The organism is Limnobaculum xujianqingii, assembly GCF_013394855.1.
Classification (GTDB): Bacteria; Pseudomonadota; Gammaproteobacteria; order Enterobacterales; family Enterobacteriaceae; genus Limnobaculum; species Limnobaculum xujianqingii.
In genome coordinates this window covers 939401-952317 of record NZ_JABMLK010000001.1, presented here as the reverse complement: position 1 = coordinate 952317, position 12917 = coordinate 939401, and the positions used below count along the sequence as shown (strand labels likewise).

Annotated in this window: 12 protein-coding genes and 1 pseudogene; 11 read left to right on the top strand and 2 right to left on the bottom strand. The window is 39.4% G+C overall.

The features are described 5' to 3' along the window. Positions 1 to 55 precede the first annotated feature (55 nt). The gene (locus GOL65_RS04310) at positions 56 to 1249 is read left to right on the top strand and encodes a tail fiber domain-containing protein (RefSeq protein ID WP_140920878.1); all 1194 of its coding nucleotides are present in this window, start codon (positions 56 to 58) and stop codon (positions 1247 to 1249) included. A 282-nt stretch (positions 1250 to 1531) separates the two neighbouring features. Then, positions 1532 to 1705, top strand: a pseudogene (locus tag GOL65_RS04305) (isocitrate/isopropylmalate family dehydrogenase); the annotation flags it as partial. A gap of 74 nt (positions 1706 to 1779) precedes the next feature. Here the strand turns inward: GOL65_RS04305 and GOL65_RS04300 are convergent. Further along, positions 1780 to 2208, bottom strand: a complete 429-nt coding sequence (locus GOL65_RS04300) for a TOBE domain-containing protein (protein ID WP_140920876.1) — start codon at positions 2206 to 2208, stop codon at positions 1780 to 1782. Between the two features lie 447 nt (positions 2209 to 2655). On the opposite strand from GOL65_RS04300, the gene GOL65_RS04295 reads away from it, so the two are divergent. After that, entirely contained in the window at positions 2656 to 2949 is a 294-nt protein-coding gene (locus tag GOL65_RS04295) for a hypothetical protein (RefSeq protein ID WP_140920875.1), read from the top strand. An 890-nt stretch (positions 2950 to 3839) separates the two neighbouring features. Beyond that, positions 3840 to 4268: a universal stress protein gene (locus GOL65_RS04290; RefSeq protein ID WP_140920874.1), complete on the top strand. Its 429-nt coding sequence runs from the start codon at positions 3840 to 3842 to the stop codon at positions 4266 to 4268. Between the two features lie 369 nt (positions 4269 to 4637). Here the strand turns inward: GOL65_RS04290 and GOL65_RS04285 are convergent, their stop codons facing one another. Next, positions 4638 to 4868 (bottom strand): DNA polymerase III subunit theta, encoded by a 231-nt coding sequence (locus GOL65_RS04285; protein ID WP_140920873.1) that lies wholly within the window; start codon positions 4866 to 4868, stop codon positions 4638 to 4640. 860 nt (positions 4869 to 5728) lie between these two features. Here GOL65_RS04285 and GOL65_RS04280 point away from each other — a divergent pair. The 7 genes from GOL65_RS04280 (at position 5729) to GOL65_RS04250 (ending at position 12876) form a co-directional block, all read left to right on the top strand. After that, on the top strand, positions 5729 to 8140 hold the full coding sequence (locus GOL65_RS04280; RefSeq protein WP_140920872.1) for an autotransporter family protein: 2412 nt from the start codon (positions 5729 to 5731) through the stop codon (positions 8138 to 8140). Between the two features lie 175 nt (positions 8141 to 8315). Then, a complete protein-coding gene (locus GOL65_RS04275; protein ID WP_179038165.1) occupies positions 8316 to 8468 on the top strand; it encodes a hypothetical protein in 153 nt (50 codons plus the stop codon). A 75-nt stretch (positions 8469 to 8543) separates the two neighbouring features. After that, positions 8544 to 8894, top strand: a complete 351-nt coding sequence (gene hinT / locus GOL65_RS04270) for a purine nucleoside phosphoramidase (RefSeq protein WP_140920871.1) — start codon at positions 8544 to 8546, stop codon at positions 8892 to 8894. Between the two features lie 12 nt (positions 8895 to 8906). Beyond that, positions 8907 to 9488, top strand: coding sequence for a penicillin-binding protein activator LpoB (gene lpoB / locus GOL65_RS04265; protein WP_140920870.1), 582 nt, complete (start codon positions 8907 to 8909; stop codon positions 9486 to 9488). 168 nt (positions 9489 to 9656) lie between these two features. Further along, positions 9657 to 10694 (top strand): beta-N-acetylhexosaminidase, encoded by a 1038-nt coding sequence (gene nagZ, locus GOL65_RS04260; protein WP_140920869.1) that lies wholly within the window; start codon positions 9657 to 9659, stop codon positions 10692 to 10694. A gap of 84 nt (positions 10695 to 10778) precedes the next feature. Continuing rightward, complete coding sequence (ycfP, locus tag GOL65_RS04255) at positions 10779 to 11318, top strand: alpha/beta hydrolase YcfP (RefSeq protein ID WP_140920868.1); 540 nt, start codon at positions 10779 to 10781, stop codon at positions 11316 to 11318. Between the two features lie 253 nt (positions 11319 to 11571). Then, the gene (locus GOL65_RS04250; protein WP_140920867.1) at positions 11572 to 12876 is read left to right on the top strand and encodes an NAD(P)/FAD-dependent oxidoreductase; all 1305 of its coding nucleotides are present in this window, start codon (positions 11572 to 11574) and stop codon (positions 12874 to 12876) included. Positions 12877 to 12917 lie beyond the last annotated feature (41 nt).

The following is a 12917-nucleotide window of genomic DNA, read 5'->3' as shown; positions in this document are numbered from 1 at the left end:
ATATATAACCCGCTAAAATACAGCGGGTTTTTCTTTATCTGAATAAGGCTAAAATATGAGCGCAGGAACTATTACACTGACTAATGGCTCAGATCAAATATCTGGAAGTGGGACGGGCTTTCTAACTGATAGTGCTGCTGGTGATATGGTCGTTGCCGTAGTTGGTGGCGTTACTTATACACTGCCAATAAAAAGTGTAGAGAGTAATACAACACTTACGACAACACTTAAGTATGACGGCCCAACGCAAAGCGGAAGTGCATGGACAAATGTTCCTCGTGATACATTAAATAGCATTACAGCTCAATTGGGTGCAGAGGCTGCCAGAGCGTTGAGAGGCTTAAACTTTGATAAGCAAAACTGGCAAAGCGTTTATAGTGCTCCCGGTGATATTACAGTAACCCTTCCAGACGGTTCGACGTTCATGGGCCCATCATGGAACAATATTGTTGGTATGATAGAGTCTGTTACAGCTGAATTTACCCCATTTGGGCGAACAATTATTGCCTCAGAAGATGCCCCGGTAGCCCGTTCTAAATTAGGATTGGGCAATTCAGCAACAAGAAATATAGGTATATCATCAGGAACGGTAGCAGCAGGAGATGATTCGAGATTTAGCTCCATTAATGGTAAGTCAGGTGGAGTGGTTGCTGGAGATATCTCAATTGAAGCTGGTAACCTTAATTTAAGGTCAGTAATTACCGCAGGATGGCCAGCCATTATCAATTTTATGGCAGGAGCCGGGCAAAATGTAGTGCTAGCCCGTATTTACCAGGAACAGTATGGCAATATTAATATAGTTACTAATATGCAATATGGTGCAAAGTACTTTCAATTCATCCAAACAGGGCAGTTTGTTGCCCCGGGTAATATTACTTGCGTCAGTCTTACCCAGACTTCAGATAGGAACCATAAATCTAACATAGAGGTTATTAATGGAGCGCTGGATAAAATTGAAAAAATAAGTGGATATACCTACACTCTCAAAGATACTGGCGAGGTCTCTGCTGGTGTTATTGCTCAGGAACTGAAAGATGTACTTCCAGAGGTCGTTGGCGAGATTACACGAACCATTCAAACTTTTGATGAGGACGGTAATTCAACAAGGGAAACAGAAGAGGTTACAAGCTGCACAGTTGACTATTCTGGTGTATCAGCACTAACAATAGAAGCAATTAAAGAACTTCATATGATTGTTAAGCGCCAACAAGCGCAAATTAAGGAACTTCAAACTAAAATTAAATCTTGAATCATTGATTATTAAATAAGAAAGAGCCACAGATGATCCGTGGCTCTTTTCAAATCCTACCTATACTTATTTATTCATTAGATATTCATTGCGCCGGTAAACTTGGTCACCGGCAGCGATTCTTAATCTTTAGTTGTAAACTCCCAGTTTCCGAAAAAAACCATTATCAAAACTAAAAAATAGCTTCTATAAGTCAATGGGTTACAAATGCGCTTAAAGTACTTGTTTTAACTGCTAAAACCTTCGTTTTATATTTAAAATTCAATTGGTTAATTAAAATTCGCCAATCTACTGCTGCGTCATATGGGCTGGACCGAAGCAGCTGACCTAATCATCAAAGGTGTGGAAGGGGCAATTAAGAATAAAACTGTCACTTATGACTTCGCCCGTATGATGGATGACGCTAAAGAGCGCTCCTGTAGCGAGTTTGGTAAAGATGTGATTGCCTGCATGTAATTGCTAAAAGTGTCACAAATATTAACGGGAGCCTGATGGTTCCCGTTTTTTATTGAGTATGACTTTTGTTCAACTTATTTCTCAGTAGCCAGAATAACATTTGATGCCTTAATGAGGGCCATAACTGATGAGCCTGTATGGAGCTGCATATCTTCAACGCTGTTGTTGGTCACTACTGCAGATAGTTTGAGACCACTCTCAGTAACCATATTGACAATAGAGTTCACGCTACCTTTCTCTAATGACTCAACACGCCCCTTAAACTGATTGCGTGCTGAGAAGTTCAAACCATTTTCAGTGGATGCCAGAATTACCCAAGGGGCTTTGAAGATAGCTATAGCTGCTTTACCTTTCACTAAGCCTAATGTAGTTACACTATTTTTAGTGACAACTGCGGTGATGTTTTCTCCTCCATCTAAACGTAAGGTGACTTCATCATTGATTGCACCTGAGTTGATAGATTCAACAATACCTTTTAACTGGTTTCTTGCGGATACTTTCATTATTTACCTTTCATTAGTGGCGAGTGATAACCGCAGACTACCTAATACTGTTGCCTGATTTCAACACAAATGTCTATTTTTGAGGCTCCAGGATTTTTTCTGGTGTAAATTTTGAACTTAAGGATGTTGTTTAAGAGGAGATTTCGTCAAAGTAATAGAATATATTATTGTTAGTTCTGATTTTTTATAAATAGCACGAGTCGTATAGTCTGTTTCTTATACAGCAAATAATTATATAAATATTCTTTTTTAACCATTCAATAGATTTGTTTTTAACAACGAAATTATTAATAATTTCGTAAAATAGATATAGATAAAAGCTGATTTAACTATTGATTATTCTAAAGCTTTATCGGTAGTATATTTAGATTATTTATAATAATAAATTATATAATTGAATTAGTCTAAGTGTTATTCTTGTTGGGGAAAACTAAGGGAGAGGGTGTCTTGAAAATCAACAGAGATCTGCAAAGTAGCATATTGAAAATACTATCTAATGTATACCCGAATAATTTCCATAGAGAGGAGTGGCTACCATTACTTTCTGTGGCTGGAGATAAAGATACTCTTGTTGCTAATTTACTCTATCTTGAAGAACATAAGCTTTTGACCAGCGGGATCACTCGTTGTGTGAATGACTATATGATTAATTTAGGGCAATTACGTATTACCAATAGAGGTCTTGATTTCCTCCTTAATGATGGGGGGGTGAATGCCATATTGGGTGCTGATACTGATTAAATATCAATAGGATGTGATTTCTAATGATTTTATAGAGAAATTAATATGAATGATTATAGTAAGTTGAAGCTAACTACCAAATTAAAATCACTAAGAATCTATTTGTGTATATTACTATTAAACTAATTGCATTTGGGCAATAGAAATGCCTGATAGTATAGTTGGTTTGATCGGTACCTCGAGAAAAAAGTGATAAGTCCAATACAGTAAGTGGGAGTATAAACTCCCATTTTTACTAATAAATATAAATAATAACTTTATTTATTCTTTGACTCTGTATTGATATTAAAAAATAGATTGAAATAATATTTTTCTCTATACATCTAACATTTATTATGAATGCTTACTGCTTTAGGAGATTGATGGTTGTTATTGGCTAATTTTTCTATTTATTTGGGGGTATATCCTGCAGATAAGAGTTCTCGAGTGGTATATGAAAGAACTAAAGATTCTTTTCACTGTATAGAGAGTCTGTCTAGGATGATTTAAGCGATAACATTACATATCGACTTTGGTTGTTCTGAATTTGGTAACGTTCTATGTATCTTCAAAAGATATATTCATAAAGGTCTTATTTATAAATAATTTATTATTTAATGTGGATGAAATATCTACTTATAATTACTTTATGCATATTATCTCTATATATTGAATGATATTATTGCGTCTTTTATGATAGGTAAGGCCGATGGAGATGCTAATCGTTCATACTATTCGTTCATACTATTTTGTGTAAAATTCATACTTTATGCTAATCATGCGGAGATGTTTTCTCTACAGCAATAACAGGTTATTGCTGTTAAGTTAACCAACTCACAAAAAATAATAAGTAATCAAATATAATGTTTCCAGCCTATCTTTTCAGTTTCTAAATTAGAGGAGAGAGCATTATGTACAAATCTATTTTAGTCCCGGTGGATATTCTGGAAGAAGAACTGACAGGGAATGCGGTTAAGCATGCGGTATATCTGGCTAAGTTGTCACAGGCAAAGATGAGATTACTTCACGTATTACCAATCTCATCAGCTATTATTAACTCTTATGCTTTAGGTTACCCGGAGCTTAAAGATAAAGCATCAGTCAAAGCGGAAGAAGATCTTAAGAAATTGGCAGACTCGCTCGATCTTCCGGTGGGGCAAGTTTCTTACTCAATCGCATTCGGTTCACCCAGAGATGAAATTGCAGTCGTGGCGAGCGAAGTGGCCGCAGATTTAATTGTTATTGGCTCAAGACGACCAAATATAACTACCCATCTCTTAGGATCAAATGCATCGGGTATTGTGAGATATGCTAATACCTCGGTCCTGGTCGTAAGATAACGATTACTAAAATGACAAAGCCACCGAACGGTGGCTTTATTGCAGGGGAATATCAGCAAAAGCTGCCCCGAATTGCCTTAGTAAAAAGTTGGCTTTGATAACTCATTAACCAACTGATTAAGACGAGAAAACATCGATTTCATCGTTTTCATACCATATCCTCCTTCTGAATATTAATGTGACAATCATCACGAAACTTCATTGTGACTGTGATTTTAGTCACATAATGATAAACATCAAGAGATAGGATGAACTTCGATTTTTTGTTCTGTACACATATACTAACGAACTGGACAGATAAGATTACAGGTTACATTCGGATTAATATAATTTAATAGTATCAATAAGATATACTTCTGCTGATGGCAGTTACTTTTCATTAGCAATGTAAGGTAACTTACCTAAATGGTAAGGGTTACTTCGATAGAAATCGACACGTTCTTTAAAGTATTCCCGAAGATTGGCGGGAATCAACGCTTCGATTTCACGAAAGTTAAACGGCATACCATAACGTTCTTTGTACGCAATGCCTGATGCGTGCAAATCTACGTCGACCTTTTCACGTTCTTCTTTTGGAAGATCTGCCAGATTATGACTCATATCTAAACTCCTCTGTATCTGGCGATGATTATACCCTGACTTCTGGGTGATTTCATTGTGTTAGTTTTGATATTATTCTGAAGTATTCAGGTATCTATTTTGGGATTACTAAAAAAACACTCTTTTAAAAATTTTAGTGCTTTTAGCCATTAGAAATATTATCGATATTAGTTAATTATTATACTTACCTGAGGTAATAGTTTCTTTCATTTAATATATTTTAAACGAAACGAAAAAGGACTTCGTTTGATTAATCATTTTCATGCCACTTTTTCATTAATTTTTAATATTTTTTTCTATTGTGTGCTAATTAATTTCCGCTTAACTCTGATGTGCAGGGGGTTATTGCGTCATTTTTGAGCTAATAAGACTGTTTTCATTTATGTAAAATAAAAAAATATTTTTATATATTTTTATAAAAAATAGATTCATTTGATCTATAATTTGTTTTCTATTGATTTTATTGTATTTTTATGTTTCCATTTAATGGGGAGATGAGCATTTAAATAAATAGCAGGTTTCTTTAGTGAGATGATAGTGTATTTTTATGGTTTGTCTAAAATATATACAGAGATAATTTTATCTTTATTTTTTTTTAATATTGATTATAGTCCTTTCGGATTCTAATTGAGTGATGGATGTTTATAGTTAAATGCCTGTGTACTCTTTATACTTTTAGCTATATTAGATTAGCTAAAATTTTTTATATTCATTAGGTAAGGCTTTTCTTATATATTTGGGGTGTTCTTGCCTCCTGTTATAAGAAATTAATGTTAAATGAAAACAATATTGTTGCGCTGTGATTTATTTGAACAGGATAAGCTGGTGCAGATGATATTCATCAATAGGGATATTTAGATATGTCGATAGTCAATTCAAAATTGAAACCGTTATCTGTTTTTGTGGCTTTAGCTGGAACAGTATTGTATAGCAGTGTATCTATGGCTGGTGTAAATACAAATGAAACACAAGCTAATGGTGCACCTAATGATCTAAGCAATAACCCAAGAACCAATATTTATGCGGTAAACGCTCCAATTGATAGTTTTGGCGATTATGTTTTACGTGCAACCAATGGCGGGACGCTAACAGATACTCTAAGTGTCTTACAGGCAGTTTATTCTGATGAAAGACATGGTATCAGCGCTGAGGCTGGTAGTACGGTTCGTTTTGATAATAATAATGTTACCAACCTATTAATAACCACAGGGGTTATAACAGCAACGGATGGTACATCAATCACTGGTGAGACACCATCTACAGGTAATGGTATTGGTGTCATATCTAAAGGTACAGGTAGTTCTGTAACGTTAAACAGAAATGTTACTATTGTTACAAATGGTACTCAGAGCTCAGGTATCAGCGTTGACGCAGGTGGTCTTGTTGATATCAAAGGATTAACTAAAATCACTTCAGCAGGAACTGGCATCTCTGCTACTTCTGATCCTAGTGCACTTAGTAAAGTAAATTTAGCAGGTGGTGCAGAGATTTCATCTACTCAATCAGCTATTTATGCTAAAGATGGTTCAGAAATTTCCATTGGAAATAGCAGCCAATTAAGTACATTAACAACAACTTCCGCTTCAGATCTGATTGCTCTGGAAGGTACTGGCACCACCGGTAAATTAAGTTTTATCAACTCAGATCTGAGTATTGCTAATGGTAACGCAGTTAAAGCAACTGGCGGTGAGTGGACCTCCACATTTACCGATTCTAAAATTACCGGTGATATGAATGTAGATAGTGGTGCTAAATTGGATACCACTATGACTGGTTCAGAATTTACCGGTAAAGCGAATGGTGGTATTAATTTACAGGCGACCGATAGTACCTGGAAAATGACTGACTCTTCGACTATTGCCTCTTTAAATATGGCGAACAGTTCTGTGAAATTCGCGGTACCAACTGGTACTACTTATAACCGCGTATTAACCACCGGAAGCCTGTCAGGTAGTGGTGATTTCTACATTCATACCGAATTGAATGAAGGTGGTGCCAGCACTAACTCTGACCAAATTCACGTAACGGGAGATGCAGAAGGTAACCACCGTCTGTTTGTTACTGGATATGGAAATGGTGCTTATACCGTTGATGATGGTATTAAAGTTGTTCAAATTGATGGTAACAGTACATCTCAATTTACTTTAGGTAATGGTAGCTATGTCAGCATGGGTGCTTTTGACTATTACCTGTATGAAGGTGATGTAGCAGGGGTGGATGCCAATGACTGGTATTTACGAAATGTAGCTCCAACTCCTGTGGATCCAACTGTTCCAGTAGACCCAACTAATCCAGTAACGCCGACTCCAACACCACAAGATACGGCTAAGTCTTATCGTCAGGAAGTGCCTGGATATATCGCTGCACCTTATGTCAACATGCTTTACGGCTACCAAACTATTGGCACTCTGCATGAGCGTATGGGCGATACTCAACAGTTCGCCAGAGGTTCTGATAATAAAACCTGGGGTCGTTTTGGTGGCAGTCATTTAGAGTCTAAATCTGGCCGCTTTAACTATGATGTTGATACCATGTTTGCTCAGTTTGGTCGTGATATTTATCAAAGCACCACTGAAGCTGGTACATCTGTTACTGGTGGTCTGACTGTAACTTTAGGTCAGGAACATACTAAAGCGAAAGATAAAGGCCGTACTGCTGCTGGTGAAAGTATTAATACTGGCGATATCACCACAAACGCTTACAGCATCGGTGGTTATTATACCCGTTATGCTCAAGATGGTGGCTATATCGATGCAGTCACTCAATTCACCTATTACGATAACAGCTATAACAGTCGTTATGACGCAGATCAGAAGAGTTACGGTGCTATTGTTTCTCTGGAAGCTGGTAAACCGTTCGGCGTAACTGAAAACTGGAAAATTGAACCGCAGGGCCAAATTGCTTATCAATATCTGACCTCAGAGAATTTCAGCGATGAGATTTCTGATATTAAAGGTGATGATTACAATGGTGGTTTAGCACGTGCAGGTATCCGTTTCTTCCGCGATCAGGCAATGGATAAAGACAGTGAATTCTTTAAACCTTATCTGACATTAGATGCTGTTTCTACCATTGGTAAAGATCCTAGCGTTAATGTTGGTGGTACTGATGTTAAAGCTGACTTTGATTCTACCTGGTGGCAAGCAGGTGCAGGTATGACAGCTAATGCAACTAAGAACACCTCGTTCTATATGGATGCGAAATATCTGCAAAGCTTTGAAGGCGATTTTGATGGTTATGTTGTACACGTAGGTGTGCAAGGTCGTTTCTAATTGTCTACGTTATAGTTAAATATCCTGTTTACTTACGGCCTCCTTTGGAGGCCGTTTTTATAATATTTTCTGTCATTATCGTAGTGCCATAGTGCTCCCCGCTGATTCGGGCTATAATCCGCCAATATTTAATTAGTTGCTGCTAGTACGTTCTGGCAATTTAGGGACAGGTATCATGGATTCAGAGTCAATTTTTCGCATAATTATTCTGGTTGGTTGTCTGGTACTGGCAGCCAGAGGGGCAAGATTCCATCTACGCTATTTTTTAATTGCAATCGCAGCTATTGCAGGCTTAACGCTGATTATTGATGCTTTTCATTTATCGTAAAACTTGAAACAGCAGGATTATCTCACTCATACTGAAAGCATCTGACTCATGCTTATTTCTATATAAGAGGCACCTATGGCTGAAGAGACTATTTTTAGTAAAATTATTCGTCGTGAAATCCCGTCAGATATCGTTTATCAGGATGAACTGGTAACGGCATTTCGTGATATTTCTCCACAGGCACCAACCCATATTTTGATTATTCCTAATATTCTGATCCCAACCGTCAATGATGTGAAACCAGAACATGAGCAAGCACTGGGAAGAATGATGGTCGTGGCTTCGAAAATTGCTGAACAGGAAGGTATTGCAGAAGATGGCTATCGACTGATCGTTAACTGTAATCGTCATGGGGGCCAGGAGGTTTATCACATCCATATGCATTTGCTGGGTGGTAAAGTTCTGGGGCCAATGCTGTCCCGTTAAGTGGAGCTGAGAATGAAAAAGATTTTGTTTTTGGGATTAAGCTTAGCGGTTTTAGCGCTTGCTGGTTGTCAGGGTACTAAGCCCCAGCCTAAGCCGCCGGTAGTGGTAACACCTCCACCGCCAGCTCAACCGCCGTATCAGCCACCGCCAACACCGCCTACATTGCCACCACCAGAAGCACCTATTAACTGGATGGCTAGTGTACAACCGCTGGTTAATAAGATGATTAGCGCTTCTGCAGCAGAAACCAATAACGGTATTTTGCTACTGAATCAGGTAAAAAATAATACTTCCGGCAGTATTTCAACGGTAGATGCTACGGATGCATTAAAAGAAGCCATGCAATCCAACAGCCATTTTGAGTTGGTACCTGAGAGTAAACTAAATGAAGCTCGTCAGGCGCTAGGGTTGCAAGGGGATGATAGTTTGGTTTCCCGGGCAAAAGCAGTAAGTTTAGCCCGATATTTAGGTGCTAAATATGTGGTTTATGCATCGGCTAGCGGTAACCCAAGTCTGCCGGAAATCATGATCCAATTGCTGCAGACTTCAACGGGTGAAATTATCTGGTCTGGTCAGGGAAATACCCAGCGTTGATGAAGTGAATTACGTATCAGACTAATTTGATTAAGGGCTAAATCTGTTTGGTGCAGGTTTAGCCTGTTTTTATAACAGGGCGGTTGTTTTAAACATAATCAACTATATAACTCGCCCGGATGTATATTAATTCAATGTATTAAAAGTGAGGTTAATGTGGGACCAGTGATGTTAGATGTTGTCGGCTATGAGCTTGATGCCGAAGAGCGTGAGATATTAAAGCACCCTTTAGTGGGTGGTTTAATATTTTTTGCCCGTAACTTTCACGATCCTAAGCAATTAGCCGAACTGGTTCGTCAGGTCAGAGAAGCGTCTCACCATCGTTTGTTAGTGGCAGTGGATCAGGAAGGTGGTCGAGTGCAGCGTTTCCGTGAAGGGTTCACTCAATTACCGGCTCCACAATCATTTGCTGCACTGCTGGAAGATCGTCAGGCTGAAGAGATGGCGTTGGAAGCTGGTTGGTTAATGGCGGCAGAACTGACCACTATGGATATCGATATCAGCTTTGCGCCCGTACTTGATGTCGGCCATACCAGTGCGGCAATTGGCGATCGTTCATTCCACAACGATCCGGAAGTTGTTATGTTGTTAGCCAGTCAGTTTATTCAGGGAATGAATAGCGCAGGAATGCGTGCAACCGGTAAACATTTTCCCGGGCATGGGGCAGTGTCTGCTGACTCTCACAAAGAAACACCGATAGATAGCCGTACTTATCAGCAACTATTTGATAAAGATATGTCGGTATTCCGTCATTTGTTCTCGGCAGAACTTCTGGATGCCGTCATGCCAGCCCATGTGATTTATCGTGAAGTAGATCCGCGTCCGGCCAGCTGTTCACCTTACTGGTTAAAGAATATTTTGCGTGAACAATTGGGCTTTAGCGGCGTGGTGTTTTCTGATGATATGTCAATGGAAGGCGCCGCCATTATGGGAAGTTATTCCGAACGTGGACAGGCGGCTTTAGATGCCGGATGCGATATGATTCTGGTATGTAATAACCGGCAAGGTGCTGTCAGTGTTTTAGATGGCTTACCTTCCGATATGCGTATTCATGCTGAAAGAATTATCCCGCTTTATCATAAAAATAAGATGACTCGTCGTGACTTACTGGCATTACCTCGCTGGAAACAGGCTAATAAGCAGTTGAGTGAGCTAAGCGAACGTTGGGAACAGCACAAACAGCAGATGAAAGAAAGACAAGGCTGAATTGATAAAAAGGTTGAACAGAAACACGCTTTTTGGGCAAGATAAGGTAATGATGTCATACACCGGTAGTTAGTGGGGCTAAATATGATTATTTATTTACACGGTTTTGATTCAACCAGTCCGGGGAATCATGAGAAGGTCTTACAGCTACAGTTTATTGATACGGATGTGCGCTTTATCAGTTATAGCACGCGCCATCCGCGTCATGATATGCAGTATTTATTGAAAGAAACAGATAAGGCAGTTCAGCAATCAGATGATAGTTCGCCGTTGATTTGTGGCGTAGGGCTTGGAGGCTTTTGGGCTGAAAGAATAGGATTCTTGTGCGGTATTCGCCAAACCATTTTCAATCCTAATCTGTTTCCTCATGAGAATATGCCCGGAAAGATTGATCGTCCGGAAGAGTATCTGGATATTGCAACTAAGTGTGTGGATGAGTTCCGTACCAAAAATCAGGATAACTGTCTGGTGATCCTTTCCCGCCATGATGAAGCGCTGGATAGCCAGCGTAGTGCAGAAATACTTAGCCCATATTACCCATTGATTTGGGATGAAAAGCAGGGGCATAAGTTTAAAGAGATATCCACCCATCTGCAGGCTATAAAAGCGTTTAAACAACGTTAATTTTACTTTCATATAATCAACCGGCAGCCAGTTTTGTTGCCGGTTTTTTTATGCCTGTTGTTTGCACGAATAGTTCGAAAGTGTGTGATTTTTACATAAATTGATTTATATCAAATTTGGTATGACCAAATGCCCAATTATGATATTCTGTCTCCAATGTAGTAATGAGAATCAAGTCGGGCTGTTGTTTTAAAAGGCGATGAGAGAAAACCATTACCCGAATTTGTGGTTTATTTTTTAGTGAGATATTAACGTGGAAACAGAAACTAAAAAAATTGTCATTGTTGGCGGTGGCGCGGGTGGCCTTGAGCTTGCGACCAGTCTGGGTAAAAAGCTGGGTCGTAAAGGTAAGGCTGAGATCACTTTAGTGGATCGTAATCACAGTCATTTATGGAAGCCTTTACTACATGAAGTGGCAACCGGTGCATTAGATGATGGTGTCGACGCATTAAGTTATCTGGCTCATGCCAGAAACAACGCTTTTCGTTTTCAACTGGGCACGTTGATCGATATTAACCGTGATGAGAAGCATATTCGTCTGGCGCGTATCGATAATGAGCAAGGGGAGGAACTGGTACCTGAGCGCAATTTATCTTATGACATTCTGGTAATGGCATTGGGCAGCGTTTCTAATGATTTTGGTACGCCAGGCGTAAAAGATCACTGTATCTATCTGGACAATCCAAAACAGGCTCAACTTTTCCATAATAAAATGCTGAACCTGTTCCTGAAGTTCTCTTCCCAACCTCATGAAGAAGAACGTGTCAATATTGCAATTGTTGGCGGTGGGGCAACGGGTGTTGAGCTGTCAGCTGAGTTGCACAATGCGGTAAAACAGTTGCACAGCTATGGTTATAAAGGGCTGGATAGTAAAGCGCTAAACGTTACTCTGGTTGAGGCGGGTGAACGTATTCTGCCTGCATTGCCAGTACGTATATCTTCCTCTGCCCATCAGGAATTGACCAATTTAGGCGTTAATGTATTAACCAAAACCATGGTAACCAGTGCTGATGCTAATGGTCTGCATACTAAAGACGGTGAGTTTATTAAAGCCGATCTGCTGGTTTGGGCAGCAGGTATTAAAGCACCTGACTTTATAAAAGATATCGCAGGTCTTGAAACTAATCGTATTAATCAGTTAGTGGTTGAACGGACATTACAAACCACGCGTGATCCTTCTATTTTCGCTTTAGGTGATTGTGCTAACTGTCTGCAAGATGATGGCACACCCGTTCCTCCGCGCGCTCAGGCTGCGCATCAAATGGCAACGCTGTGTTACCACAATATTATGGCTCTGCTGAACGGCGGCACCTTGAAAAACTATCGTTATACCGATCGCGGATCGCTGGTCTCATTGTCGAAATACAGTACCGTTGGCAGCCTGATGGGGAACCTGACTAAAGGCTCAATGATGATCGAAGGTCGCCTGGCTCGACTGGCTTATATTTCTCTGTACCGTATGCATCAGGTAGCGCTGTTTGGTTGTGTGAAGACCGGACTGATTGTTTTGGTGGGAAGTATTAACCGGATTATTCGACCAAGACTGAAGTTGCATTAATAGCCTGGTCTAATGCTAAATGAGAAGGGGAATCCAGTTGA